Genomic DNA, 26,565 nt, shown 5'->3' with positions numbered 1-26,565 from the left:
TCATTCTCCTTCCAGACTGCTGACCGGAAAAACCATCGTTCTTGTTTTTGGAATCAGTTCCAGTCTTTCTTCGTAATAATCGATCATTTCCAGATCATCTTCCCAAAGCTCCAATTCAATCTCCGTAGCTTGGATACTGGAAGCAAACTTCTTGATTTTTTCAAACAAATATTGATCGATCCCTTTGTATTTCTGGTCTTGTTTAATGTATAACTCTTCAATCTTAATAATCCGGCGTTCCTTATATAAAGCTGTTTCCTCATGTTTTTCGCCCTTAAAAATAGTAAAGGCCTGTATGGCTCCGGCTCTTTCTACAACATATAATCGTTTCCGTTCATCTGCTATGATTTTCAAAAAATCTTGTTCGTTAATTGGTGCCTGGTTTTGTTTAAAGTATTCCGGCTTCGCAGCAGCCCTTCGCTGTTGTAGTTCTTTGTATATCTCCAGAAGCTCTTCAAAATCTTCCGCACTGCCTTGTCTTATTTTGAACATCTGCATTCCTCCTGTTGCTCCAGAACCGATTGAAGCCATGTTTTCGCCATCAGCATATTCCCCAGGGATGTCATATGAACCCCATCTGTGGTCAGCTTTTCTTTATGATTACCGGTTAAAAAGGCTATAAACTTTTGATGGGTTGGAACAAGGAACCCATCATACTGTACCGCTAGTTGGCGGACAATGTCCACATACGGCTTTAGCTTCTGGTTACCGGGAGAACCAGGATCCTCTTCTATGATGGTAGGCTCCATTAAAATCGGAATAGCTCCAGAAGACTTTAACAAATCAAGCAGTTGCCTATAGATTTCATGAAATATATCCGGGTAAACCTGTTTCATTTCCGGATGATCCAATTGCCGCCATACATCGTTTATCCCGATGGAAATGGAGACAAAATCCGGATGTAGGTCGATGACATCCGGATTCCACCTTGCAGCCAAATCAGTGATCCGGTTTCCGTTCGTTCCCCTATTAATAATTTCGGGAGAAGAATTGGGAAACTCCGTCATCAAATAATCATGAAGAAGTCTTACATACCCATATCCTATTCCTTGCCTATCCTCTTTCCGTCCGGTGTCTGTGATACTATCTCCAATAAATACTATTTTGCTTTTCTCCAACAATGGCACTAGCTCCCTTCCACAGGATGTACTGTCATTAAGTTAACTACATACCTAAGGTGACAGTCAAACATCCAACAAGGAGAAAGTATTTTTTATATTTACTGGTGATTGGAGCCATGCATCCCTTTACTCGGACCTGAATATTCCAGCATGCCGCACGGATTTCTGCTTGGTTTAGATTGTGAAACAAAGTTTAATAAAAAGTTTACCAAAAAATATAAACTGTAGATGAATGCTTATGACGCTCCTCTATCCGTAATGAGAAGCGAGCTAATCGATTCCGCGGGATACACTTCGCTATTAACCGCCTCCTGTTTAAGGGTCATTTTCCCTCCATTTCTCCATAGCTAAAAAACCGAACCAGTATATGGGTGTTCGCATACACTAAAAAGACATATTTAAACAGACAGGGGAGTTGTGAACATTGGATAATACGTTAGCCTGGCATGAATCACTTGAATTGCACGAAATTACTGCTTTTAATTCTATTGGACTGATGAAGTTGAAGACGACACTGCCAAAAATCAAAAATCCGGAACTAAAAGGATTGTATCAGCAAGCGATCAAACTAATGGAAGCCAGTATAAAGGAACTGCTTGCATTTTATCCTCATACACCAAGAGAGGAAGACGAAGAAAGAAAACAAGTGGACGAAACGCTGTTCCAGGGAGATTTACTGGTTTTGACTAAAACTGCTGTCCGCAACTATAGTATCGCCATTACCGAAACGGCGACACCGGCTTTAAAAAAGGTGCTGGTCAATCAACTGAATAAGATGATTCTGATGCATGATGATATTTTCCAATTCATGCACAAACAAGGAAATTATCCAGCTTACGATTTAAAGAAATTGTTTAAGCATGACATGCAGCTAGCGAAAAAAGCATTAAGCCTCTAACATCTTCCACATAAAGAACAGGAAGCCCATGCTCAATAGCTCGGACTTCCTGTTCTTTCTATTCATTGGTTTTAAACAGCTTTTGCATTCAATTTTACTTCAATGTTTCCCCGGGTTGCCTTCGAGTACGGGCATACTTCGTGGGCTTGCTCAACCAGTTTTTCAGCTTCATCCTGAGATACCCCTTTAATCTCAGCATTTAAGGTAACACCGATTTTAAAGCCGTTGTCTTCTGAATCTTTTAGAAAATCAACATCAGCAGTAATGGTGGAATCAATATCTTTCTTTTGCTTGCTGGCTACTAAGTTCAACGCACCATCGAAGCATGCAGCATAACCGGCAGCAAATAACTGCTCAGGATTTGATCCTTTTGATTTGGGATCGTCGGCTGGATTGACTAAATCCAAATCGATGATTCCATCATCGGATTTTACATGACCGTTTCTTCCGCCTTTTGCCGTTGCATGGGAAGTGAATAATACATCACTCATTAGTAAATCATCCTCCTCGCATTTTTATGTTCCTTTTTAATTTTCCTTTTTTTCGATACTTTTAAACAACCTGTCCGTTTTTCCCCTTCGTATAAATTCATCGATGCAGTAAAAACTATAGGAGAGGTGATGCAGGTGAAACAACCAGAAGATAATTTAGAAACTATCTCCATAGAAGATGAAGCGGGTAACCAGAAGGATTACGAAGTCGATGCAGTCATCGAAATGGATAAAAAAGAATACGTGCTGTATTCTTCCGGTGAAGAACTTAAAATGAAACGGATTCTACATGAAGACGATGATGAATTTTTGCTCGACGTCTCCGAAGAAGAAATGGCTAAACTAATTGATGCTTATGACGAAGCAATTGCTGAGGAAACAAAAGAAGTCCATTGACAGCAGAGGTGATGAGCTTGAAGAAAGAAGATAACCCCTTGGAGGCTGCAACGACAGCAATCAACCGGGCACAGCAATGGACAGAGCTTGCCCAGACTGACCCTGGCAAGTTTACGGAGTCGCAAAACCACCTTACCTATGCACAAGAACAACTGGCATTGGCCCACCAAAGTTTAAACTCGTTAAACGAAGAAGAGAAACAGCAGCTCCAACGAGCAGATGATTTGTTACGACTCCTCAAGCAGACACAGCAATCGATAATCCATTGAAGGGACAAAAGCGCATGCGCCTGTTAAAGGAGTACAGGCTAAAGCTGCCACGTCCTGTGACAACGCCTGCATGACCCACATCGTTTGGGCCTCCGACAAGCTTAAGCAAAGCCTCGAAGTGGCGGGCTTTTGCCACACAGAGGATTTGCTTAAGACCTCGAGCGGGTAGGCGCTGGAGCTGGACATCTCTGAGATTTATACCTTCTTATCTGTTAAAAAAGTCCGGCCAACATACCGGCCGGACTTTTTGATGTTTCCATTGTTTTTTTATTTCCTACTCCAGAGGTCTTACATAAAAATCCGCTAAATAACTTGGCCGAATACCAGTTCATCATACCCACTTCATCATTTAGCATTCCGTCCAGTATGCTTCGGGGTCGTAAGCAAAGCCAGTATCATGGCGCTGCCGCCACCGATCAGTTTCCCAGCTACAACGGCAAACACAACATTCTGATTGATTCCAGCGACAAAACCAAGATGACCGCCAAACGTAAATGCCCCACTTACAGCAAAAGCTACATTGAGCACCTTCCCTCTCGGTTCCATATATTTCAGCGTTGCCAGCATGGGGATGATATGGGCAAGCGAGGCAAGTATACCTGTTGTTGACGCCTCATCGATCCCAGCTTTATTTCCTATACTCCGCAGCGGTTTACCACATACTTTCCGAATAAAAGCCAGCATCGGAAAAGCACCTGCCAGAAATAACGCAACGGCTCCGACAATCTGTATCCCTTCATTGATCGGCGTCATATCCGGAATGATCACCAATCCTGTAAGAGATTCCGTCCCTATCGCGGCAAGGCCTACAATAGCCAGTAGCTGTACGGCTTTTCCAAATAGAGAAAAAATGAACAGCATTCTCTCTTTCTGTTTCCACAATCCGATGGAAATGAAAATAGCCAGTAGAACAGGAATGATTAAGTTACGAATGATCATCAGGAAATCAAGACCAGCAATCATGCCGCCAGCGAGGCATCCTATAGGAACGGTAATCACACCGAGCAAAATCCCTTTCGCAAAATAAGGATAGTCCTGCTTTTCAAGCATCCCTAACGAAACAGGAATCGTAAAAGCAATAGTCGGTCCTAGCATGGTTCCCAGGAACACCCAGGAGAATAGTTCAGCCTGTTCTGTTTGTGACATGGCTTCAGCCAGAGAATAACCTCCCATATCCAAAGCCAAAATCGTATTGGCGAAGGAAGCCGGATCAGCACCTATCAGACTATAGACCGGCAGCACCAAAGGAGTAAGTAACTTGGCAAGCACGGGTGCCAATGAAATGATACCAACCATGGCCAAGGCAATAGTACCCATAGCCTGAAACCCCTCACCGAATCGTTCTCCGAGTCCCAACTTATTGCCAATACATTTGTCGACAGCACCCAAAACAAAGAACACCGCCACCAGGTAAATGATCAGTTCGTTTATCATGTATCTCACCAGCTTTTTTTACATTTATCCATTCATTTTACCAACAGTTTGTCCACTACTTCCAGTCACGTCTGCCTTATTTGAAATTTTCCTGTGCTAACTCTTCTTTCAGATGAATAAACTGTACAAGCTATCCATAAGGGAGAGAGATAAAGTGGGGATTTTTTTTAGCTATGTATTTTTGGGGCTTTCTCTAGCTGCTCCGATCGGACCGATCAACGCTGCACAATTGGACAAGGGGATCAAAAGCGGTTTCTTCCACGCCTGGTTGATAGGACTCGGTTCTTTAGCAGCAGACATTTTGTACATGTTGACTGTTTATTTCGGTATCGTTCATTTTTTGGAAACCCCGTTCATGAAAACGTTCCTTTGGTCTTTCGGCTGTTTTGTCTTGCTATATACAGGCTTTGAAAGCCTCCTGAGTGCCAAAAAACTCTCTGGGGAACAAGATCGAAACAATGAAAGTTCGGCAGCAAAGACCTTTTTTACTGGTTTCTTCTTAGCACTATCCAATCCTTTGACCATTTTGTTCTGGTTGGGTATCTATGGGTCCGTATTGGCAAAAACAGCCGCCCAATATGACACCTCCCATTTAGTCCTATACAGCTGTGCCGTTATCCTTGGCTTGATTATCTGGGATATTACGATGGCCCTCATAGCCAGCAGTTTCCGTCGCCTCCTGACCGATCGGGTGTTAATTATCATCTCCGTCCTATCCGGACTTTCCCTGATTTGTTTCGGAATTTATTTCGGTTGGCAGGCGGCAGCATTGCTGTTTCCTCTTCAATAAACAAATGACAGTCACCCATTTTCGCATTTGATAATAACTTATCAAGGAAAGGGTGACAAACATGAGGCTTTATACAAGTGAGGACCTAATCAGGAAACCAGAAGATATTAGCCATTCTCACTTTTCCAACTATCAAGCATTTCTTGAAAAATTAGCTGACAAACAGGACCGTTTCCCTTGTATTCCTGCCGTACAGGGGAGTTCTTTGAAGCATTTTCGGTTTGGCTTCCTACCTCGGCCCGGCAATGTCCATGCCGTGGAAACGTTGGCTGACCTGCTTGGACAATACAGTCATTCCTATAAAGGATTCGGCCGTTACACGTCCCTCATTCTATTATTTGAAAACGATAAGGAACGTTCAGTTGCCGACTATGAATATTTATTTTGGAAACTGTTGACCGATCTCCATGACAGCGATTCCTTTAATTGGCCAGCCGAAATTCCTGTCCATCCCTCTGAACCTCTATGGGAATTTTGCTTTCATGGAGAGCGGTATTTCATTTACACGGCTACTCCTAGTCATCACAAGCGCAAAAGCCGCAGTTTTCCTTGTTTTCTTCTTGCCTTTACACCGAGATGGGCATTTGAGCGATTCACAAGCCAGCCGTATGCCTTGTCCATAAAAGAAAAAATAAGGCAACGATTAACTGCCTATGATGAGGTACCTCCTCATCCAGATTTGAATACTTATGGCCAGGGGGATAACTTTGAAGCGAAGCAATATTTTTTAAGGGAAGATCAAACCTCCAGTCAAAGCTGTCCATTCCATCCGAAGCAACGTTAGTCCCTACTGGATTCAATTAGCTTGGCCAGGTCATTTACTGCTTTTTCCAATGCTTTGATTCGTTTTTCAAACCGATGGAGCAGATAGACAGTGATTGCGATAGGGAAGCCCAGATTACTAATCAACTGGATAAATGTCAGATTTTCAAACATAGCAGTCACTCAACCCCTTCCTGGTTAGCACCATAAGTGGCATAGCCATATCCTTGATACCGCTATACTACTTTATATGAAGGAAACTCGGATCACGTAAAGGACAACCACCATTCTGTAATAAAAAATCCACACATCCTTAGGGAAAAACGTGGGCACAATAGCTGAAGCCGTGTCCGCGGAAAGCGAATGAACTTGCCGGAGTGGAGATTTGCACTATTCATAAATTTTGCTAAGTTAATTCGCAGATTATGAAAGTATAAAACACCGAACGAATTCAAACTATCGTTCGGTGTTTGTTTTGGTCACTATGCTTTTGTCCCGCGTTTCCATTTCTTTTTCATTGATAAGGTGATCAAGCCGATAAGGATTAAAAATCCCAAACTGATAAAAAGGCCAGGTCTACTGGATTTATCAAACAATGTTCCCGATACGGCCAGAAGAATCAGCAGTAATCCAATATATCTTTTCGCCAGCTGCATCCCCGAAGGCTTCATAACCTTTTTATAAGAAAAAAGAATAAACAGCCAGGTATAGAGCAGCATCAAGCCAGCCGCTGTGGTGAAATACTCATAAATTTTTTCAGGCAATAGTAAAGAAACAATGATGGACAAAATCAGTCCGCTGGTTGTCAGACATAAAGCCCGAAGGGGGAGCTCCCTTTTTCCGGTTTTTTTGGTGAAAAGTTTCGGGGCATCCCCGTCTTTCGCCAGGCTGACAATGATGGTGGTAATCGCATATAAAGAGGCAACCATTGTGGAAAAGCCGGCAATAATTAACGCTCCATTGAACACATGGGGTACAAAAGCAATATGGTACTTATCCAACGCCAGAATAAAGGGACTTTCATCCGTAGAGAATTTATTCCAAGCCACCAGATGCAGAGCCAGCCATAAGGAGGCTAAATAAATGACCGTCAAAGATAATAGCATGATCTTACCCGACTTAGGAGCCTCCTTCGGTTCTTTCAGCTCGTTAGCCATTATTCCCATTACTTCGATTCCCCCAAAAGCATAAAAAGCAAAAATCAAAGCTGTCCAAAACCCGACCAAGCCATTCGGGAATAATTCCTGAAAACCAAATGCGAAAGACGGAGACTCTTTCTGGCCATTGAGAACACCAGAAACCGCCAATATGGCTATGATGATAAACATCAATATCGCTGCGATCTTTACCACAGCAAATATATTTTCAAACCGTTCAAAACCACTGACTCCGGTGAGGATGACAATCAGTCCCAGGACACCGAATACCGAGGCAAGAATCCACAACGGCACCTTTGGAAACCAAAATTGCGAGAAAATACCAAGTGCTGTCAGCTGACTTCCCATGATCAGCATTTCCGACGACCAATATACCCAGCCATTGCTGAATCCAGCCCAATGACCATAGGCTTTTTTTGCATAGGAACGAAAGGAACCTTCTGCCGGATGTTCCGCAGTCATTCTAGCAAGTGCATCAAATACGACATATGTACCTGTCGCTGCTAAAATGAAGGCAAACAATACCGAAGGACCGGTTTGCCTGATGGCAATACTTGATCCCAAAAAATAACCGGTACCGATAATACACCCGATACCAATCATGGAAAGCTGCCACCATCTTATTTTTTTCTGGCTTTCCCCTTGCTTCTTCATCTGTATCCCTCCAGCTTTATCGAGTTTATTGTTACTGAGAAACAGAGGATTTATACGGGGAAAAGATTGGATGCTTTTTGGATTAGCACCCAGGAAAAGGAGTTTTTCCGAAAACACCAAAAGCTGCCAGAAACAATGATTTGCTTCCGACAGCTTCATGAAAATAAGCCCCATCTTACTATATCGCTTTATAAGAATGGTCGACTAACTTCGGCCTTTGCACCAACGTCGGCACACCCCTTTTGCAGGGGCATATTTCCTTTACCTCCTACGGTACATGGGAAGTTCGGCGAAAACCGCCGCTTTGCGCGGCAATGCCGAACCACCCCCGTTGCGGGGGCGCACTTCTATCGCCGCTCCCCGGTCGCTTCCGCTTTTCTTTCCTGCTCGGCTCTTTCTTGGGCGGGGGTGGTGCCTTTTATGAAAAAACTGAGCGCCAAGCCTACGACAGATAAGGCGGTGGCTACCCAAAAGGAGACGTTTACTCCGTGGATCAGATCGCTGGTCGCGGCGTCGGGGCCGCTATCTAAAGCGGCACTGGTCATCACGGTAACCAGAATGGCTGTTCCAATTGAAGCGGCCACTTGACGCATGGTATTATTCATCGCTGTCCCATGAGGAATCAGTTTCAGTGGCAGCTGGTTTAGCCCTGCTGTGGTGACTGGCATCATGACCATTGACATGCCCAGCATGCGGATACCAAATACTACTGTTAAGTAAAGCAGCGATGTCTCTGTCGACAAATTGGTAAACAGGAACGTAGTAATTGTCATGATGGTCAACCCGGTTATCGCCAGCCAGCGGGCGCCGATTCGATCGAAGATTCTACCAGTAATCGGCGACATTGCCCCCATTAATAAAGCCCCTGGCATAATCATTATTCCTGATTCCAGCGCGGAAAAATCAAGCATGTTTTGCATATAGATCGGCAAAATAGTCTCAGAACCAATCAAGCTCATAAACACGATCATCCCGATAATGGTGGTGATGGTAAACGTTTTATACTTAAACACCCTGAATTCCAAGATCGGCTGTACTAGCTTGAACTGTCTGATAATAAATACCGACAATGCCAATGCACCGACGATAAGTGATGCAACAACTTGTATGCTGTCCCAGCCACTGTTGCCGGCGCTGCTGAATCCATACAACAATCCACCGAACCCTAAGGAAGACAAAATAATGGAGATGATGTCCACTTTTGGATGGGTGAGCTCGTTTACATTTTTCAATGCAAAATAAGCAATGACAATATCAATGATTGCAATTGGTAAAATGATGAAAAACATGACCCGCCATGGATAGCTTTCCACGATATATCCTGATAAAGTCGGGCCAATGGCAGGCGCAAAGGAAATGACAAGACCGACATTCCCCATTGCAGCACCGCGCTTCTCGATTGGAAAAATGGTCAAGAATACAGTCATCATTAAAGGCAGCATTATCCCAGCCCCTGCAGCCTGCACGACCCGTCCCACCATTAAGATAAAAAAAGATGGGGCAATGCCGCATATCAAGGTACCGGCAGCAAAGCAGGTCATTGCGGTAATAAAGAGCTTTCTCGTTGTAAATGTTTCAATTAAAAATGCAGTGATCGGAATCATGATTCCATTAACAAGCATGAAAATCGTTGTCAGCCATTGGGCGGTGTTCTCTGAAATATGAAAGTCCCCCATAATATGCGGGATTGCTGTTGCCATCAGAGTCTGGTTCAATATCGCTACAAACGCACCAGCAAGCAGTACCGCTACTATCGGAAACCGATTCTGCACTTGTCCTGGTTGTACTTCTGCCATGCTGTCATCTCCTTTATTTTGGAATTAGAGCAGTCTCTCTATTTGTTCCAACGTCCCAATCGTTTCGACGTGTTGTTTGAGGTAGGTGAGCAAAGCCTGCAAAAGAAACTCGCGCGGCTTTTCTTCTTTCACTTCCTGCTCCATTAAATTGATTGCATCACCCAGTTCGCTTCGCTCCGGCCTCGGCAGCGAAACGATTTGTTCCCTTAATTGACGGAACAATTTTTCAAGCTGCTCATGCCGCTCAAGCGGCTCTAAATCGAACTGGTATGTTTCGTATTCCTCCATCAATTCCTTCGTCAATACCGCTTGCTTATCGCTGTGTTTTTCGACAGTTGCATCGAGCGTATCGACAATATATTCTGCTATCCGATGCAAATTCGCAGGTTTTTGTTCCTGGACTATCAGCTGGACGTACTCCTTGATGACTCCTTGCAGCGTGACGGTTAGGTCCCAGATGATCGGTTCAGCTTCTTCCTGGTAAGCATCCAGCAGCAGCTTTTTATGCCAGCTGAGCATTGCCGCTCTTGTCCGTTTACTCAACGCCTGTATTTCTTTGTTGTTCTCCTTTGGGAGCGACTTATACAATATATTGAAAAAGTCCTTGTTCTCGAACATCCCCTCTAACTCGATCAGGATGGACTGCTTAAATACCTCCCTTGGAACCAGCGTCTTATCCAGATAAATTGTCCTTGCTTTCTCGAACATTCGCTTATGGTTGGATTCAAACACCTGGATAAGCAAATCTTCTTTGGAATCGAACAGCTTATATAGCAGTCCTTTGGATACACCGCAATCTTCTGCAATTTCCTGCATCGACGTAGAGAAATACCCTTTCCTGGAAAAACATTTGATTGCTGATTGTATGATTTCCATCCGCCTTTCCGTCAAACCCTCTCACCTCCGTGACCGGTAAGTCACAAAAATACCCGCCGGTTTTTATACTATGGAGCATTATAGTAAGAAAAAAGGCGGAGTGTCAATTATTTGAGCCGGTTGCGTGCCCATTAGGAACCCCTCCAGTGTGGGCTGAATAAAGTACTGAAGAATAGACTTTTGACCAGGAGGGGTAAGATGAAAAAAACGTATGTCCATATCAAGGAAGAAAACGACAAAGCAAAACCGGCATTTCCACCACAGCATCAACCACAGCAACCGGGTATCGAAGGACTGATGATTCCAAAACCCATCGTGGAGGACCCAGATTACTGCGGTTCAGGTAAGCTAGCCGGCAAGGTTGCTGTTATCACCGGCGGGGACAGTGGAATCGGTGCCGCAACTGCCATTGCTTTTGCCAAAGAAGGTGCCGACATCGCCATTGCTTACTATTCTTCCTATGAAAACGAAGATGCCTTCCGGACCAGACAACGCATTGAAAGTCTTGGACAGCGCTGCCTGCTCATGACTGCCGACCTGCGAGAAGAGGAAAACTGTCGGGCCGTAATAGCTGAAACATTGGAAACTTTCGGCCGGCTGGATGTACTGGTTAATAACCATGGTGTGCAATTTCCTCAAGACAGTCTTCTGGACGTATCCTCTGAGCAATTCGATGATACGTTCAAAACCAACATTTATGCGTTTTTCTATTTAACCAAGGCAGCTCTTCCTTATTTAAAAAAATCGAGTGCCATTATTAATACTGCCTCCGTCGTGGCTTATGAAGGGAATGAAAAATTGATCGACTACTCTGCCACCAAAGGGGCGATCGTTGGGTTCACCCGTGCCTTGTCTCAAAACCTGGCCAGCATTCCGATACGGGTAAATGCGGTAGCACCTGGACCAATTTGGACGCCCTTGATTCCATCCAGTTTCTCTGCGGAATATGTGACAACCTTCGGGCAGGATGTCCCTTTCAAACGAGCCGGTCAGCCTTTTGAGCTTGCGCCAGCATATGTTTATCTTGCTTCGGATGATGCTTCCTATGTTTCAGGTCAGGTCATCCACGTAAACGGCGGCACTATGGTAAGTTCCTAATCCTCCGGGGTAAAATGACAGCCTCCTTGATTGTATATTTCTTTACAACGATTTTTTAATTCGTCATTATTAGAGAAAGGAGGCTGATAATATGGATAACTTTACATATTACAATCCAACCAAACTAATTTTCGGTAAGGGACAGTTGGAAAAATTAAAAGAAGAAGTGCCACAATACGGCAAGAAAGTATTAATGGTCTATGGTGGCGGAAGCATTAAACGGAATGGCCTTTACGATGATGTAAAAAACACACTGGCCGAAATCAATGCAGAGGTCTTCGAACTATCCGGTGTCGAACCGAATCCACGTGTATCTACTGCCCGGAAAGGGATTGAAATTTGTAAAAAAGAAGGAATCGACTTCCTTTTGGCTGTCGGTGGCGGAAGTACAATTGACTGTACCAAAGCGATTGCAGCTGGTGCTAAATATGACGGCGATGTCTGGGAGATTGTAACCAAGCAAGCGGCTGCTACAGATGCCCTTCCATTCGGCACCGTTCTGACATTGGCAGCTACAGGATCGGAAATGAACGCCGGTTCGGTTATCACCAATTGGGAAACCAATGAAAAATATGGATGGGGAAGCCCTTATACGTTCCCTAAATTCTCGATATTGGACCCTGTTAATACGTTTTCGGTCCCTCGCGATCAGACCATTTACGGAATCGTGGACATGATGTCCCATGCGCTGGAGCATTACTTCCACAAGGAAAGCAATACCCTGCTGCAGGATCGCATGGTTGAATCGTTGCTGCTCACCGTGATGGAAACAGCCCCAAAGCTGCTTGACAATCTGGAAAGCTATGAGCACCGGGCAACGATTTTATATAATGGAACAATGGCCCTTAACGGTGTTGTGAACATGGGATACCGGGGTGACTGGGCAACCCACAACCTGGAACACGCTGTATCGGCTGTCCATGATATCCCTCACGGAGGCGGCCTTGCGATCATCTTCCCTAACTGGATGAAGCACACGATTGATGAAGACCCAAGCCGCTTCAAGCAGTTAGCCGTACGAGTATTCGACGTCGATCCGGAAGGAAAATCCGAACGGGAAGTAGGTCTGGAAGGAATCGAAAAACTGCGTGAATTCTGGAATAGCATTGATGCACCTTCCCGTTTATCCGACTATGGTATCAAGGAAGACAGCATCGAATTAATGGCGGAAAAGACCGTGACTGCCAACAGCGAATACGGCAACTTCAAAAAACTCAATAAACAGGATTCCTTGGAAATCCTGAAAGCAAGTTTGTAAGGACATAACCCCGGCAGTGCAGCCGGGGTTTATTTATTATTTATTTACTTCCCCAACGGTCTCAAAGGGATAAAAATGAACCTTCTTCCTTTTGGAATAGTGTACAAGTGGCCTTTCGGAAAAATATTTTTTAGGAAGAAATGGAACCAAATCATCCATCTCCACCTCCAGTTCCGCTTCCTGTAACTCCCATGGGGAGTGATTGATCGGACCCTTCAGGACTTTGTCTCCCTTTATATTAAACAAACAGTAGCGTTCGGCCAGCCAATGAGTCAAGGAACCCACTTTTGCATGGGAAGTTTGCGAAATCGGTCGATATCGCGCGAAAAAGTGTGCAGGAGGTGCATCTTTTTGGATACGCTGGCTTCGAAAGAGAACCTCCTTCTCTTTCCTATTCCTCTTCATCGACATCTCTGCTTTCATATAAGGGAGAGAAAACACCGTTCTAGCTCCTGCCACCGCGGCATTGCTATCTGCATCGAAGGAAAAGAAGTAAACGCCGGATTCTCCTTTATATCGGATATAAGTCCGCACATTCAGCTCTAAAAAAGAAGATACGAACGGAATGACACCTGGCATTCCCCTGAAGCGATTTTTGTTACCAAGAAAAGGCACGATACTGATCCATGCGGTCCCGTTGAATGTTTCAAGCTCAAACGGCTCTGGTACATGCGGACGTAATGCTTCGTAAGGAACAGGCCAGTGAATGAATAGTAAATCATCCCAGTGCTGTTCTGCCACCCACGGCCATTTTGCTCGTTCAGCCATCATTTTTCCCTCCATTCTCTAAATGTCTTTAACCTTTCTTTATGGTACCGAAACACTTACCTTGCAAGTCATTTTAATATGTTTCTGAAAAAAGGACCGCCAGCGTGCTGATTGAAGGCACAAATCAGCTGCTTAGACGGTCCCTGGCTTTATTCCAATTATCATGTCCGGTTATTCTGTGCATTTGCTTCTTTCTGTTGTTCCCGTTCATCCCTTTGCTGTTCTGCCAAGTCATCCGGATGTGGGTCAACTTTATGTTTATATGCATACCCTTTCGAAGTGGTTAGCAATGATAATCCGATAATCAGTGCCACCACAATTACACAAATAATGGATACCATTATCATCATAGTCCGTTTTACCCCTAACATTTAATGTTTTCGAATCACAGTATACCATCGTTTCCCTGCTCCGCCTATGTGATCTTCGGAATTAAAAGCAATAATTTGGTTAAGTTTCTGGAATAATAGGTAACATAACAATACATGTGTAGATGGAAGGAGTGAGGAATGAATGGAACAAAATCAAGTTAGAGATAAAGTGGTCAGTATCCTGGATAGTAATTTAATCGGAACGATGGCTACAGTAAAAGACGACAAACCATTTTCGCGTTATATGACGTTTTTCAATGAGGAATTTACGTTATATACTGCCACCGACAAGGACACCCATAAAGTAGAAGACATTGACAAAAACAATCGCGTCCACATCCTGCTTGGATATAAAGGGGAAGGGCTGGAAGATGCCTACTTGGAGATTGAAGGGACAGCGGCAATCAAAGAGTCGAATGACATCAAGAAAAAAATATGGAACGATAAATTGGAAGCATGGTTTGAAGGTCCGGACGATCCAGACTACATTGTGCTGGAAATCAAGCCGAGTGAAATCCGATTGATGAATACCAAGGAAGGCAGTCCACAAGTACTGGGATTGTAACCGCCTAGATTTGTGGTCGATGAATCAATCACCCCTTATCCCAAAATGGACAAGGGGTGATTTTTTTCCCATTCTTTCGTATATCGGATTAAAGTAGGATCGTTGTGCTCTATCTTCTATTATTTAAAAAGAAAAATTCATGGTTCGATTGTTCAACTTTATGGTTTCAATACCACTTTAATATTCCCATCGGACTTTTCATCAAAGATTCTATAGGCATCAGCTGCATCCTTCAAGTCCATTCGGTGGGTAATGATATCGGTTGGATTGACATAGCCATTTTCGACCATATTGTATAATTCCGGCATTAAATGAATCACCGGTGCTTGTCCCATTTTCAAGGAAACATTGCGTGAAAAGAAGTCTCCGAGCGGAAAATCGTTTGCATTGCTGCCATATACCCCGGTAAGCTGGACTGTACCAAATTTACGGACAGCTTGCGATGCGGTAACGATCGGGCGAATGGTTCCAACTTGATTATCTTGATCAGAGCCAAACGATTCTCCTTTCGGGACTGTCCCGTCCATACCGACACAATCAATCACGACATCGGCGCCGCCCTTGGTTTTTTCGTTAAGCAAAGAACCAAGCTCACTGTTATTGCTAAAGTCATACGTTTCGACGTTGTTGACTCGTTTGGCATGTTCCAGACGATGCGGAACTTGGTCTACACCAATGACCCGTTCCGCGCCTTTCAGCCAGGCGAACTTCTGCGTCATCAGTCCGATCGGCCCACATCCCAAAACGACTACCGTATCACCGGATTTTACTCCGCTGTGTTCCACGCTCCAGTAAGAAGTCGGAATGACGTCGGATAAAAACAGTACGCTTTCGTCCTCCAATTCACTGTTTTCTGGGACTTTGAAAGAAGTAAAGTCTGCGTATGGCACACGTAAGTATTCAGCCTGGCCGCCCGGATAATTTCCGAACTGTTCAGAGTAACCAAATAATGCGCCAGCGTCACCATGTGGATTGGAATTATCACACTGACTCTCCATCTGGTTTTTACAATAAAAGCACTCACCGCAGCCAATATTAAATGGCACGACGACTCGATCGCCCTTTTTTAGGTTTTTTACATGGGAACCGACTTCCTCCACAATTCCCATCGGCTCATGGCCAATGACATAGTCCTCACCTAAAGGGATACTACCCTTCATTAAATGCAAATCAGATCCACAAATACCTGTGGCTGTTATCCGAACGATAATATCCGTATTTTCATGAATCGTTGGGTCCTCTACCTGTTTAACTTGGATATTATCCTTCCCCTGAAAGGTTACAGCTTGCATTGATTAAACACTCCCTTTCTATTTACACTACTAATTGCCACTCAACGTTCGTTCTAAACCTATACGAGGGGGTCAGTCCCTCCCGCCGACAATTCGCGCTATATACCCTGGTAAAATCGCTGGGAGGGACTGACCCTCATACCATCGTTTCGACAAAATCCGACCTTAATGGGGACTGTCCCCTCATCCTGTGAAATCCTGTCGCCCCAGTATTTCCGCCCGTTTATAAGTTGGATTCTCGGTGAATTGGGGTCTGTCCCCGTCGAGGGATTTTCTTGTAAAGGGGACTGACCCCATACATGGTTAGGTTGAGGTGCGGTGGGGAAATGTTTAGGGGTATAATATTTTGTGAAAGGATGGTTGGTATATGGGTGTATTTGCTTCTAATGCATTAGAAGGAGAGCATGCCTTGATAACTGGTGCTACTGGCGGAATCGGTTATGAGACGGCGCTGGCTGCTGCCGATATGGGCGCCAGCTTGACCATAACGGGAAGAAATGAAGAGAAGCTGGAACAGTTAAAACAAACTATCGCCAATAAATACCCGGGAGTTAAGGTACTTGCCCACCGGGCGGATATTAGTGATGAACAAGAGCGCAGCAACCTTGTGACTGCCGCTGGACAAGCAATTGGGGATATAACGCTGCTTGTCAACTGCGCCGGTATCGGCGGAGGCGGACTCGTCGAGGAACTGGAGCAGGAAGAAATGGAAAAAATCATGCATCTCAATTATACGGTGCCCGTCCTTCTTTCTCAGCAGGTATATAAACAAATGAAATCAAGGGGAAAAGGTGCCATTGTCAACGTTTCCTCCTTGTCAGGTTTAAGAGGGACTCATGGAAACACGGCATACTCAGCTTCGAAATTTGCTTTGATTGGGTTCACGCATTCTTTTTCGTTAGAGGCAATTGCACATGGTGTCAGGGTAAACGCAGTCTGCCCAGGCTATGTGGATACGAGTATGGGAAGAAACGCCATCAAGCGCAAAGGGGAAAAACAAAGCCGCTCGTTTGAAGAGCAGCTTAAGATTACCGAAGAAGGGCTTCCCTCCGGCCGTATCACAAAACCAGAGGAAGTTGCCAACACCATATGCTTTCTGTTGACGGATGCCGCACAAAACATCGTCGGCGAATCCGTTAAAATTTCCGCCGGCAGTGTCAGACGTTGATCATTACAGTAAAAAAGACATCCCCAGTTCTGTCCGCATGAGATGGTAAGAAATATGACAAAACTAAATCAAAGTGATCCGACAACATTACACATAAAAGTTAATAAATACCAGAAAAATACGCTTGGACCGGAAGTCCATGCGTATTTTTCTACACTCCTTGTGAGATAACAATCCGCAAGTTCTGTTAACGTTAGTCAAGTAATTTTCGGTTGATAAACAAGTACACACTTCCTAATAAAATTAACATGACACTTACAAGAACGGCATTTTCATAAGGATAATCAATGAAGCTACTTATTATCACCAACAAGCCTAATGGAAGGAAAAACAATCCACCCGCCACTTTTCCTAATAGCTCCTTGTTTTTTATCGCTTTTTCATTGAAGCCAGCTAATAAGCTCGTTTGTTTTTTAACTGCTACTAGATACGCAACCAGTAAAAGCGCTACCCCAATAATCAGTAAACCGTAATCCATCATTTCACCTCCTAATCCTGAATTTAAAACCATTACTAACGTTACGATACAGCATTCAAAAGGTTTCTTTTTTTAGTAATTCCGTCAATTATTTCAAATTCACATTAACCGATTCCCTTACATAGGGAACACCATGTCATTCTTCTTACCATCAATACATGGTCAAAAGGTTTTCCACGTACTATTGGAGAATAAGCACTGCTCGATCATTTATCTATAAACATCGCAAAATTGTAAAAAGACCAGGGCAGCAACGACCTGGTCTTTCTCCACTAATAAATATCCTCTTTGCATCTGCTCACTTTTTAGCCAGCTCGGCAATATAAGCAAAAAACTGTTCAGCCGCCACATCGTAAACCAATTGGACTGGACGGCCATGTTCATCTTGAGATGTTCTTCCTTGCTCCGGAAATTCTGTGTGAATTTTACTATAAACGGTCTTGGCCTGGACTAAGTCCGGATTACCCAAAGAAGCGGTGGTCAACACATCCCACAAGTAATAGGTGGAATTTGTTTCTTCATACACTAACGGTGGAACAGCCGCATATGCCTGGCCAAGAAAGTCGATCCCTTCATATCCGCGCAGGGCCGCCCAATCATTCCTAACCTGAGGTGTCAGCGGAACCTGCTTTGTACTTTCCAGTGCCACCATGTCGATAGTCAAACCGCTATCCCATACTCTGGCCACTGCTTCCGGATCCCAAAAAGCATTCCATTCGGCTGTACCATCATGTTCCGGGTCTTCCACATTGCCTTTGGATTGGAAGGTTCCTCCCATCCATACCAGCTTTTCAATTTTGTCTTCAATATCCGGTGCTTCCTCCAAAGCTCTTGCCAAATCAGTCAGTGGCCCCGTGAACAGTAACGTCGTTTTCTCCGGATTGTTCCGGATTTTCTCGATCATATGCTGATGGGCCGGTAAATAGCTGACAGGAGCTTTCATCATGCTTCCTTCATTCAAGATCGGCAGTGCATCAACATGGAAGGTATGCATACGCCACTCCTTTGGAAAAGGATGTACCCCTCGGGAATTAGACTTGGCGACTTGAGTAAAACCACCTTTGCCAAATCGGTCGATAATCTTTCTGCTGGCACGCACGCCTGCTTCTAGATAGCCGTCAGCCGGTATCACGGAAACACCAAGCAACTCGACATCTTCCATTTTTAACAATAAGTATAGGGAGACGAGATCATCGACCCCTGCATCGTGATTGAAATAAACTTTTCTGGACATTCCTTATCACTTCCTATCTTCCATCAGGTTACATTCATCTTTATCCTATCATACCACTTGTCCAGGTCCAGTCATTCCGCCTCTCCCAATGCCGGCTCCTGATTTCGCTGCTTGGATTTCGCTTGATAAAAGAGAAAAAAGCCCATAACCGCAAGCGGAATCACCGCGCAAAGCAAGTAAATGTTCGCAAAATCCATATAGGCTACAAGCACACCCAAGACATAGGAACCGAGAGCAATCCCGGTATCGTATAACGTGAAAAAAGTAGCTGTCGCATGTCCGCTGCGGTGGTTGGCTGCCGTCTGAACCGCCATGGTCTGAAAGCTTGGCAGCAACGAACCATATCCAAGGCCGATCAATGCTGCTGAAACTAACAGCATCCATGGTGAATGTGTGATACTTAGCGCCGTAAGTCCTACTGCGAATACCAATAAGCAAGGCAAAATGACAAAGCTTGGCCCTTTCACGTCAAAAGCCCTCCCCAAATAAGGCCGCGTCAAAATCATGACCATGGCAAAAACCACAAAAAAGTAACTGGAGACTGCAGAAAGACCGAGCGAACTTGCATACACGGAAATAAAAGAAATAATACTTGAGTAGGCAAAAGCCACCAGACAGCTGATAATAGCAATCGGCAATGCTTTCACCTCAAACAAATCATGAATGCTCCATCCCTGTTTGCCTGCTGGCTTTATCTTATTCAATTCTTTGGGCACATGAACAAGACAGGCAACGACTGTACCGGCGGCCATGATCAGACTAAGTACCAGAAACAGGCTTAGGAACGACGTGTACTGCAGCATTGTCAGACCAATAAAGGGGCCAACTACGACAGCTATGTTCATTGACATGGCGAAATAGCCAAGCCCTTCTCCTCTCCGGGCAGGAGGAATCACGTCTGCTGCTATCGCGCCAGTGGCTGTGGTAACCACACCAAACGAAAGTCCATGAAAAAAGCGCAGCACTAGCAAACCGGAAAACTGGTCCACCCACATATACAAACAAGTAGTTACAGCAAACAGAAGGACACTGGCAAGAAGTATCCGCTTTTTTCCTGCTGCTTCCAATAATTTACCGGAAAAGGGGCGGACGATGATGGCCGAAATCAACATAATCGTCACCAACAGCCCCCCTTCCGCTTCACTTCCGCCAAGTTCCTCGATTACATACATCGGCAGCGTCGTCAGCAGGGTATAAAAGGCGACAAACACCATAAAATGGGTTAACGATATACTGACAAAACTCCTAGTCCATATTGGTTGTTGCTTATCTGTCATTTGATCATTCACTCCTTGTTTCCGACTAACGTCAGCAGCTGAAGCAACTCTTTTTGTTGTTCTTTTGACAGTCCGTTCAGCATTTCATCTTCAAAAGCTTCCATCATCTCTGCAACTTCTACTACCTTGTCGAAGGCATTATCGGCAATTCCGATGATTTTCTCCCGTTTATCCTGTCCTTGCTTCCGGTACACCCACTTCTTGCTTTCCAGCCGTTTAATTGTTCTGGTCACAGTAGGCGCTTCTACGTGCAAATACTGCCAAATCTCTGTAAGCGTCATCGGGCCTTTATGGTAAAGGCAGAAAAGGATTGACCACTGGGAATGGTAGAGACCATATTCTCTCAACCTTTCATCCATATGTTTATTTAAATAACGCACCTTTTGTTTTAACAAGTGAATCGGCTTTCTGTCTTTCTCCAACTGCTAACACCTCTTTTATTTACCTAGGTAAATAATTTCATAGCAACTACCTTACGCTTTTTCTCCAAAAAAGTAAAGAGGTTGGAATTTAACGTAAAAGCCCGTGCAAGAACCGAACGTTAACACCATTGGCAGTATAAAAACAACCGCTTATTGTTAACGGAAATGCGGAAGCGCCTTGCCCACCCCCGACAAGCTTAAGACAAGCCTCGGCGTGGTGCTTCTTGCCACACAGAGGCTTGACTTAAGACCTCGAGGGGGTAGGCGCTGGAGCTGGACAGAGAAATGCGGAAGCGCTGTTGAAAGGAGTACAGGCTAGGACCGCCACGTCCTGTGGCAACCCTGCATGATCCACATCGTTTGGGCCTCCGACAAGCTTAAGACAAGCCTCGGCGTGGTACTTCTTGCCACACAGAGTGCCACACAGAGGCTCGACTTAAGACCTCGAGGGGGTAGGCGCTGGAGCTGGACGTGGCTGTTTCAGCCAATAATGATCCACAGACAGTTAAATTTATCATTTCCTACACAGTTAAAAAAACCGAACGGTGATTCGAAAGCTTGGATTTCGAATCATCGTTCGGTACCGCTTTTGCCACTATGCTTTTGTCTCTGACCCTTTTACTCGATCAACGCTGCCAGTCTCACGTCGTCGGTGCCGGTTTTGGTTTTTGCATCCTCATAATAAGCGAGGACGGCATCGACATACTTAATATCTCCATAGCAGGCATTCAATTCTTTTGATTCCTCTCGAATACAACGAAAGTCCATGGTCGATTTCAATTTTTTGTACATCTTTTTAGAATAATTAACCGCCAGGTCTTCAGAATATTCTCCGCCACGGTCTTTTACATACCCGATAAAACCCCTGCCAAAATTATAGGATTGCAGAGCAAGTTTCACATCACCATCTGCTTCTTCCAATACACCGGCGAAATAATTCGTCCCTTGTTTTATCGAGAGCTCTGGATCCTCTATACAGCCTATTTCGCCACAATAGCTCTCGGAAGCCTGCATCGGATCTGTCCCTCTTCCTCCGGATTCTTGCATCATCAATGCTAACACTACTCCAGTGTATTCTTCCAACTCATGCTGTTTTAAATACTTTTGCACAAGTGGTTTGTATTCTATGACTTCCTCTGACAGCTGCTTTTCTGTATGTTCTGGGTTACTGCTCTCATGCTGTTTTTCATACAGCGAAAACAACACGGCAAAACAAAAGAACATACCGGCAAGCACAGCGATCGTCTTCAGTCCGCTCCTTGCAAAACGGTATGACAGCGAGGATCTACGAAACAATTTCTTTTTCGGCATCATCTATCATCCTATTTAATATTATCCTTTTTAAGAAGATTATCCTTTCAATCTATTATATCAAAAATAGGAAAGAGTTTCGCTGATCATACATACCGTTTCTCAAACCTTGTTATTCCGTTTTCGACTGCAAGGATTCAATCAATTGAATGAATTGGCGTTTATTGGTTTCGATTGCCGTTTCTAATTCCTTTTCCACATCGACTGGCAAACCTTCCGTAACGGAAGCTCTCTTCTCACTTCCCCATTCCTCCCTGTCGCTTTTCATTTCAATCAACAACTGAAGAATAGACAGATCAATGATTTCCTTGTCCGATATTTCTGCTTCATTATCAGCAATGTACCGGCTGATTGCTCCGGATAAAATCGGCCAGAGTTCATGTTTTGCCAAGCCAGCGCCCTCCCCCGGATTAAATTTCACCGCTTATGTTAAGTTGATTCAAGGCGGTTATGCCATCTGTATCAAGGTCACAATAGACAAAACCTTCTACAACCATTGTGTAGTGGTCGTCAGCTTTCCATTTTAGCTGAAAATTGGAGAATGAAACGGTTTCCCCAGGTAACAACTCACCGTCCCCCATCCTTTTAAACCAGTAATCTTCCTCGCTTTCCTGTTCCACTCGTTCCCACTCACTCAGCTGGCGAGACGAGGCATTGGAATTGGGAAGGTGGTATTTACCCGAAAAATCATAGGGAACCGTGGTCCGGATTCTCAAGCAAATACCAAGATCACGTACTGGCTGACTGCCTGTATTTTTTATGTGAAAATCGCCGAACAATATATTTTCCCTTTTTTTATGATGGGCTGCATGCAGGGATGAAGTGAAATAACTTGTAAGCCGTGGCAATGGCAGTGTCTGGTTTTGTTTTTCTTCTATTAACTGGCTGATTTGATTCAAATACGCAGCCGTCTGTTGATTCCATGCTGTCAACTTTTCCTTTAATTCCTCATACCCAGCCAATGGTCCTTCCTCCCAACACTTTGTAATGATTGCTTATCATTTTCATCCTATGCACAGCAGAAGCGGAATATTAACAGGGTGCGGATTTTGAAAGGATTCAGTAAAAGGCAAACTGCAGCCCGCTCCAAATCTCACTATCGTTCATATACCAAAGATATAAGGTTTATTTCAGCAATAAAGGAGTATGGCAGATGAACATGCAAGCACTTGGAATGGAAAAACAACAAAATGGGTAACCATTTAGAGACCATCTATCTGCCAGCATATATTGAAAAAAAAATGATCCAGCATACCCGTGAATGCCTTCCCTACGAAACGTGCGGACTTCTAAGCGGAACAACGAACCACATTTCCTCTATTTGGGAACTGGAAAGTGAAATCAAGCATCGCTACCGCTACTTTGTAAGTAAAGAGACGGTGAATAAAACGATGGAAGCTGTTCAATCAAGACACGAACAAGTTTTAGCCATCTATCACTCCCACCCAACAGCACAGCCGGTCCCTTCCAAGGAAGATATTCTCCATCATCCGGAACCGCAAATCTGTATGCTGATTGTTTCTTTGCAGGCAGAGCCAGTTATCTGGCAAGGATATACCATTGCTGACGGCCAGTATTACCATCGGCCTATCGTTCTTGTATAAAGAAAATGAAAATCCCAAACAAGGAGTGGATACCATGAAAATCGAATACCTAAATGGCAAAAAAGGAGTCAAAGCAGTACCGGCTCAACAAGTTGCTGCCGGAAATTATGTCGCCAAAAAAACGGGCGGATGCGGGTGTAAAAATTACGGAGCCAAAAAAATCCAACGATAATAAGGACCTACTGTTTTGTACTTCCAAATTTTTTTGCTGCGCCCTTCCCGAAACAAGAAAGCAGCATATAAAGTAGTTAAGGCCATCTTTTTTCCAAAAAGAAAGCCACAGAGGACCATACGAGGATTTTGAGGTTTCTCTGGATAATGAAACAGGAAGGAGTGGTCAATCATGACCGAACAAATCGAACGGAAGAAAACAAATAGAAGGAAGTCACGCTCCAGAAGAATGCGAGCTGCAAGCGGAAAAGGGTGCGGGTGCGGTAAAAGCATCCGAAAAGTAGCAAATAAAAGATAAAACAATAGAACGGCAGAAACCCTAGCTGATTACAAAGCTAGGGTTTCCTTCATTCATTGGCGTTCACTGCTCCGTCTGGCTTAGAAAAAAGCCGACCAGCACTTCCAGCATCGAAGAGATGGCAGCTACAGCCAGAATGATGATAACCGGCAAAAATAAAACCGGCCAGAATACATATCCAGCATACAAACAGGCTGATGACCAGATGCCCGTACACCATTGACAGCTCAACAACTCTCCTATGAATCGACGGACTCCTCTACCTTTAATATAAAGAACTATTTCAGTAGTACCATCAGCCAAGGTTTCTTCTTTTTCCTCATGGAAAGGGGCCCGGATAAATCGTGCGATATCATCGTAGACAAGCAACCTTGTTAATCGGAATGCTGCCAAACCTAAAAGACCCAGCGTAAACCAGGAAATCATCCGCTTCACCTCTGATCATTGTTCTCCTCTATCCTATTCAATGATCGAACGCAGATATACTCCATAGACGAAAAACAGGCTGTTATCCCTTAACGGATGGTCTGCAGCATAGCCAGTGAAACTCCCTGCGCAACGGGTATTTCCTTGATTTTGGTAAATCCCCATTTTTCATAAAAGCTTATTGCCGGCAGGTTTGCTGTGCCGGTAGTAACTGTCACAGGTTTTGACTCACGGACTATCTCGTGCAGGAAAAATTGCAGGAGGGAGGAAGCAATTCCCTGACGAAAATACGCCGGTCCAACGAACAACCTGGACAAAACATAACGGTCATTTGTTTGCTCGTATGCAAGAGCACCAAGCAGCAGTCCATTTTCAAGGTAGCCAAAAAACGATTCCCTGCTGCCTTGGATGGATTCTACTGTATCATGCAACGGAGGAATCCCATCGAATTTTATTCGTTCAGCTTCCATCCGATAAGCAGGTATTTGCACCTTTAACAGCTTTGCTGCTGTTTCCGGATTGGTGTGATCCAGATGGACAATCATCCCTTCACTTCCTTTTTACGAATTCCTTTTACTATAGAATAAAAACGGTAAAAAGGATATAACAGAAAATCGCAAGAAGCGAGGGCAACGAATACGTGAATGCATTTTTTGTTTTATCCCGTTTCAATAACAGTAATATGGCAAAAGTGAGTAGACAACCGACAATCGCCGTCCACATATTCATTGAATCTCCGGCTATCCAAATGCTTCCACTCCGATAAAAACCATCCGATATCGTAACTACAAAGATATTAAATAAGTTACTACCCAGTATCGCTCCAATCGCCAAATTTATGTTTGCCTTCCGCAACGCCACATAAACACCGACAGCGTCAGGCAGCGATGTCGCCATGGCAATCAGCAAGCTGCCGACAACCGTCGCGGAAATCCCGGTGGTACTAGCCATCCAATCACCGGAGATACTTAACCCACTTCCGGAGAAAAAAATGATGCCAGCATAGAAAATAAATAAAGCTATTACTTTTCGCAAGGACATCGTATTTTCGCTTTCCGGAACATCCGCTTCTTTCTTTTTATCTTTCCGCTGTTTCAGTGAAATAAGGCTGATACCAATGAAGTAAACAGCTGCAATAATCCAGCTGGTCAGCCCTATTCCGAAGGAAGACTGATCAGGCTGGAAATAGATCGCCAGTCCAGCAATAACCCCTAATCCCAATGATAGAAGTCCGGTATGAAAGTGATTATGCGACACGCGTAAAAATAATCGTTGTTTACGAAAATAGAGATCGAGCAAAAACAGTACCAGGAAATTGAAAATAATACTTCCCAAACCGTTACCTATCGCAATATCAGCATTGCCGATCACAGCAGCAGAAACAGTAGCCGTAAGTTCCGGAAGCGACGTCGCTACTGCCAGCAGCAGTGTGCCTGCAAGCATGCCGCCAATTCTGGTTTGCCTACTGATCATGTCGGCATAGGTCGATAGTTTAATGGCTGAGAAGACAGATATAACCGCTGTAACAAAGAAGATCATCATCGATAGCAAAACAATTGCCCCTTTACAACACAAACTGATTTTCTTAGATACCCTTCGAGCTTTACCTGCAAACAAACGATGTTTCTGGAGAATGCTTTTTATTTACAATTGCTGTTTCATGTATTATTATTTGTTTTTACATACTACACAGAAGGAGGTGAGGAAAATGATGAAAAGAATACATGTCACCACCATTCTAGTAATCTTTTTATCTACCCTGTCCATCTCCCTTTCTCCTCAAGCCAACGTCCATCCAACTAAAGGTTTTATTGATGAAAGCACGATCTTCATGCTCGATTCACACATGGTTCCAGATAACGAAACAGCCTCCAAGGATTCCAAAATTATCAACCTCTCGCTTCTGGCTTTTCTTACAGCCGCATTCGCAACGGTTCATCCATTCCTCAGGAAACGCACAGCCATTAAGCAGTGGTATCCACATTATGTAACCGTCTTTTATCAATCTTCCTATCTCCGCAACCATCGTTTCGACCTCAGAACCCTTTAAATAAAGGAGGTTGAACAGTGATGTTTGCATTGGTGCGCTTTTTATTAATCGGAGCTTTTTCATTTTCCGCTATATGTCTCTTCACCTACCAGGGGATTGAGATCTTCCAATCCATCCGCTCATTTTTTAA

The 26,565-nt window shown here is 44.1% G+C and carries 33 protein-coding genes; 12 read left to right on the top strand and 21 right to left on the bottom strand.

The window, feature by feature from the left end; genetic code table 11:
* Together ERJ70_RS00990 and ERJ70_RS00985 are read right to left on the bottom strand one after the other, a co-directional pair.
* Entirely contained in the window at nt 1–492 is a 492-nt protein-coding gene (locus tag ERJ70_RS00990; protein WP_209366546.1) for a GNAT family N-acetyltransferase, read from the bottom strand.
* Nucleotides 480–1,127, bottom strand: coding sequence for an SGNH/GDSL hydrolase family protein (locus ERJ70_RS00985; RefSeq protein WP_209366545.1), 648 nt, complete (start codon nt 1,125–1,127; stop codon nt 480–482). Before ERJ70_RS00985 ends, ERJ70_RS00990 begins: the two co-directional genes overlap by 13 nt.
* Before the next feature lie 418 nt (nt 1,128–1,545).
* On the opposite strand from ERJ70_RS00985, the gene ERJ70_RS00980 reads away from it, so the two are divergent.
* The gene (locus ERJ70_RS00980; protein WP_245208084.1) at nt 1,546–2,019 is read left to right on the top strand and encodes a spore coat protein; all 474 of its coding nucleotides are present in this window, start codon (nt 1,546–1,548) and stop codon (nt 2,017–2,019) included.
* A gap of 71 nt (nt 2,020–2,090) precedes the next feature.
* Here the strand turns inward: ERJ70_RS00980 and ERJ70_RS00975 are convergent, their stop codons facing one another.
* Nucleotides 2,091–2,510 carry an organic hydroperoxide resistance protein gene (locus ERJ70_RS00975; RefSeq protein WP_209366544.1) on the bottom strand — a complete coding sequence of 140 codons (420 nt, stop codon included), beginning with the start codon at nt 2,508–2,510 and terminating at the stop codon, nt 2,091–2,093.
* 135 nt (nt 2,511–2,645) lie between these two features.
* On the opposite strand from ERJ70_RS00975, the gene ERJ70_RS00970 reads away from it, so the two are divergent.
* Both ERJ70_RS00970 and ERJ70_RS00965 read left to right on the top strand, forming a co-directional pair.
* Nucleotides 2,646–2,906, top strand: a complete 261-nt coding sequence (locus tag ERJ70_RS00970) for a hypothetical protein (RefSeq protein WP_209366543.1) — start codon at nt 2,646–2,648, stop codon at nt 2,904–2,906.
* 17 nt (nt 2,907–2,923) lie between these two features.
* A complete protein-coding gene (locus ERJ70_RS00965; RefSeq protein ID WP_209366542.1) occupies nt 2,924–3,175 on the top strand; it encodes a hypothetical protein in 252 nt (83 codons plus the stop codon).
* Between the two features lie 345 nt (nt 3,176–3,520).
* On the opposite strand, the gene eutH is transcribed toward ERJ70_RS00965, so the two are convergent.
* Nucleotides 3,521–4,609 (bottom strand): ethanolamine utilization protein EutH, encoded by a 1,089-nt coding sequence (eutH, locus tag ERJ70_RS00960; RefSeq protein ID WP_209366541.1) that lies wholly within the window; start codon nt 4,607–4,609, stop codon nt 3,521–3,523.
* Between the two features lie 154 nt (nt 4,610–4,763).
* Here eutH and ERJ70_RS00955 point away from each other — a divergent pair, with 154 nt between their 5' ends.
* Both ERJ70_RS00955 and ERJ70_RS00950 read left to right on the top strand, forming a co-directional pair.
* Nucleotides 4,764–5,399 (top strand): LysE family transporter, encoded by a 636-nt coding sequence (locus ERJ70_RS00955; protein WP_209366540.1) that lies wholly within the window; start codon nt 4,764–4,766, stop codon nt 5,397–5,399.
* A 61-nt stretch (nt 5,400–5,460) separates the two neighbouring features.
* Nucleotides 5,461–6,183, top strand: coding sequence for a YqcI/YcgG family protein (locus ERJ70_RS00950; protein ID WP_209366539.1), 723 nt, complete (start codon nt 5,461–5,463; stop codon nt 6,181–6,183).
* On the opposite strand, the gene ERJ70_RS00945 is transcribed toward ERJ70_RS00950, so the two are convergent.
* The 4 genes from ERJ70_RS00945 to ERJ70_RS00930 form a co-directional block, all read right to left on the bottom strand.
* Nucleotides 6,180–6,335, bottom strand: coding sequence for a YvrJ family protein (locus tag ERJ70_RS00945; RefSeq protein ID WP_209369067.1), 156 nt, complete (start codon nt 6,333–6,335; stop codon nt 6,180–6,182). The genes ERJ70_RS00950 and ERJ70_RS00945 overlap by 4 nt on opposite strands.
* A gap of 308 nt (nt 6,336–6,643) precedes the next feature.
* Complete coding sequence (locus tag ERJ70_RS00940; protein WP_209366538.1) at nt 6,644–7,972, bottom strand: amino acid permease; 1,329 nt, start codon at nt 7,970–7,972, stop codon at nt 6,644–6,646.
* A 347-nt stretch (nt 7,973–8,319) separates the two neighbouring features.
* Entirely contained in the window at nt 8,320–9,768 is a 1,449-nt protein-coding gene (locus ERJ70_RS00935) for an MDR family MFS transporter (protein ID WP_209366537.1), read from the bottom strand.
* A 24-nt stretch (nt 9,769–9,792) separates the two neighbouring features.
* Nucleotides 9,793–10,659 (bottom strand): TetR/AcrR family transcriptional regulator, encoded by an 867-nt coding sequence (locus ERJ70_RS00930; RefSeq protein ID WP_209366536.1) that lies wholly within the window; start codon nt 10,657–10,659, stop codon nt 9,793–9,795.
* A 183-nt stretch (nt 10,660–10,842) separates the two neighbouring features.
* Between ERJ70_RS00930 and ERJ70_RS00925 the strand changes: the two genes are divergently transcribed.
* The gene (locus tag ERJ70_RS00925) at nt 10,843–11,742 is read left to right on the top strand and encodes an SDR family oxidoreductase (RefSeq protein ID WP_209366535.1); all 900 of its coding nucleotides are present in this window, start codon (nt 10,843–10,845) and stop codon (nt 11,740–11,742) included.
* A gap of 91 nt (nt 11,743–11,833) precedes the next feature.
* Nucleotides 11,834–13,000: an iron-containing alcohol dehydrogenase gene (locus tag ERJ70_RS00920; RefSeq protein ID WP_209366534.1), complete on the top strand. Its 1,167-nt coding sequence runs from the start codon at nt 11,834–11,836 to the stop codon at nt 12,998–13,000.
* 36 nt (nt 13,001–13,036) lie between these two features.
* Here ERJ70_RS00920 and ERJ70_RS00915 read toward each other — a convergent pair whose 3' ends face one another.
* Nucleotides 13,037–13,768 carry a YqjF family protein gene (locus ERJ70_RS00915; protein WP_209366533.1) on the bottom strand — a complete coding sequence of 244 codons (732 nt, stop codon included), beginning with the start codon at nt 13,766–13,768 and terminating at the stop codon, nt 13,037–13,039.
* 161 nt (nt 13,769–13,929) lie between these two features.
* Complete coding sequence (ytzI, locus tag ERJ70_RS00910) at nt 13,930–14,118, bottom strand: YtzI protein (RefSeq protein WP_209366532.1); 189 nt, start codon at nt 14,116–14,118, stop codon at nt 13,930–13,932.
* A gap of 163 nt (nt 14,119–14,281) precedes the next feature.
* Between ytzI and ERJ70_RS00905 the strand changes: the two genes are divergently transcribed.
* Complete coding sequence (locus ERJ70_RS00905; RefSeq protein ID WP_209366531.1) at nt 14,282–14,704, top strand: pyridoxamine 5'-phosphate oxidase family protein; 423 nt, start codon at nt 14,282–14,284, stop codon at nt 14,702–14,704.
* A gap of 158 nt (nt 14,705–14,862) precedes the next feature.
* On the opposite strand, the gene ERJ70_RS00900 is transcribed toward ERJ70_RS00905, so the two are convergent.
* A complete protein-coding gene (locus ERJ70_RS00900) occupies nt 14,863–15,996 on the bottom strand; it encodes a zinc-dependent alcohol dehydrogenase (RefSeq protein ID WP_209366530.1) in 1,134 nt (377 codons plus the stop codon).
* A 367-nt stretch (nt 15,997–16,363) separates the two neighbouring features.
* Here ERJ70_RS00900 and ERJ70_RS00895 point away from each other — a divergent pair, with 367 nt between their 5' ends.
* A complete protein-coding gene (locus tag ERJ70_RS00895) occupies nt 16,364–17,164 on the top strand; it encodes an SDR family NAD(P)-dependent oxidoreductase (RefSeq protein ID WP_209366529.1) in 801 nt (266 codons plus the stop codon).
* A 193-nt stretch (nt 17,165–17,357) separates the two neighbouring features.
* Here the strand turns inward: ERJ70_RS00895 and ERJ70_RS00890 are convergent, their stop codons facing one another.
* From ERJ70_RS00890 to ERJ70_RS00860, 7 genes are all read right to left on the bottom strand, one after another.
* Nucleotides 17,358–17,645: a DUF3784 domain-containing protein gene (locus ERJ70_RS00890; RefSeq protein WP_245208083.1), complete on the bottom strand. Its 288-nt coding sequence runs from the start codon at nt 17,643–17,645 to the stop codon at nt 17,358–17,360.
* Nucleotides 17,646–17,940: 295 nt separating this feature from the next.
* Nucleotides 17,941–18,876 (bottom strand): nucleoside hydrolase, encoded by a 936-nt coding sequence (locus tag ERJ70_RS00885; RefSeq protein ID WP_209366528.1) that lies wholly within the window; start codon nt 18,874–18,876, stop codon nt 17,941–17,943.
* 71 nt (nt 18,877–18,947) lie between these two features.
* Nucleotides 18,948–20,153, bottom strand: coding sequence for an MFS transporter (locus tag ERJ70_RS00880; protein ID WP_209366527.1), 1,206 nt, complete (start codon nt 20,151–20,153; stop codon nt 18,948–18,950).
* Between the two features lie 8 nt (nt 20,154–20,161).
* A complete protein-coding gene (locus ERJ70_RS00875) occupies nt 20,162–20,575 on the bottom strand; it encodes a MarR family winged helix-turn-helix transcriptional regulator (RefSeq protein WP_245208082.1) in 414 nt (137 codons plus the stop codon).
* Between the two features lie 618 nt (nt 20,576–21,193).
* Nucleotides 21,194–21,886 (bottom strand): lysozyme family protein, encoded by a 693-nt coding sequence (locus ERJ70_RS00870; protein WP_209366526.1) that lies wholly within the window; start codon nt 21,884–21,886, stop codon nt 21,194–21,196.
* A gap of 112 nt (nt 21,887–21,998) precedes the next feature.
* Nucleotides 21,999–22,277: a hypothetical protein gene (locus ERJ70_RS00865; protein ID WP_209366525.1), complete on the bottom strand. Its 279-nt coding sequence runs from the start codon at nt 22,275–22,277 to the stop codon at nt 21,999–22,001.
* A gap of 19 nt (nt 22,278–22,296) precedes the next feature.
* The gene (locus ERJ70_RS00860; protein WP_209366524.1) at nt 22,297–22,848 is read right to left on the bottom strand and encodes a hypothetical protein; all 552 of its coding nucleotides are present in this window, start codon (nt 22,846–22,848) and stop codon (nt 22,297–22,299) included.
* Nucleotides 22,849–23,076: 228 nt separating this feature from the next.
* On the opposite strand from ERJ70_RS00860, the gene ERJ70_RS00855 reads away from it, so the two are divergent.
* Nucleotides 23,077–23,490 carry a M67 family metallopeptidase gene (locus ERJ70_RS00855; RefSeq protein ID WP_209366523.1) on the top strand — a complete coding sequence of 138 codons (414 nt, stop codon included), beginning with the start codon at nt 23,077–23,079 and terminating at the stop codon, nt 23,488–23,490.
* A 34-nt stretch (nt 23,491–23,524) separates the two neighbouring features.
* Complete coding sequence (locus ERJ70_RS00850) at nt 23,525–23,662, top strand: hypothetical protein (RefSeq protein WP_209366522.1); 138 nt, start codon at nt 23,525–23,527, stop codon at nt 23,660–23,662.
* 360 nt (nt 23,663–24,022) lie between these two features.
* Here ERJ70_RS00850 and ERJ70_RS00845 read toward each other — a convergent pair whose 3' ends face one another.
* The 3 genes from ERJ70_RS00845 to ERJ70_RS00835 all read right to left on the bottom strand — a co-directional run bounded on the left by ERJ70_RS00845 (nt 24,023) and on the right by ERJ70_RS00835 (nt 25,927).
* The gene (locus tag ERJ70_RS00845) at nt 24,023–24,385 is read right to left on the bottom strand and encodes a DUF1360 domain-containing protein (RefSeq protein WP_209366521.1); all 363 of its coding nucleotides are present in this window, start codon (nt 24,383–24,385) and stop codon (nt 24,023–24,025) included.
* Nucleotides 24,386–24,474: 89 nt separating this feature from the next.
* A complete protein-coding gene (locus ERJ70_RS00840; RefSeq protein ID WP_209366520.1) occupies nt 24,475–24,930 on the bottom strand; it encodes a GNAT family N-acetyltransferase in 456 nt (151 codons plus the stop codon).
* Between the two features lie 31 nt (nt 24,931–24,961).
* On the bottom strand, nt 24,962–25,927 hold the full coding sequence (locus ERJ70_RS00835) for a sodium:calcium antiporter (protein WP_245208172.1): 966 nt from the start codon (nt 25,925–25,927) through the stop codon (nt 24,962–24,964).
* A 166-nt stretch (nt 25,928–26,093) separates the two neighbouring features.
* On the opposite strand from ERJ70_RS00835, the gene ERJ70_RS00830 reads away from it, so the two are divergent.
* Complete coding sequence (locus tag ERJ70_RS00830; protein WP_209366518.1) at nt 26,094–26,435, top strand: hypothetical protein; 342 nt, start codon at nt 26,094–26,096, stop codon at nt 26,433–26,435.
* Nucleotides 26,436–26,565: the final 130 nt, after the last annotated feature.

The organism is Sediminibacillus dalangtanensis (assembly GCF_017792025.1).
Lineage (GTDB): Bacteria > Bacillota > Bacilli > Bacillales > Amphibacillaceae > Sediminibacillus > Sediminibacillus dalangtanensis.
This window is presented reverse-complemented; position numbering and strand designations above follow the sequence as displayed.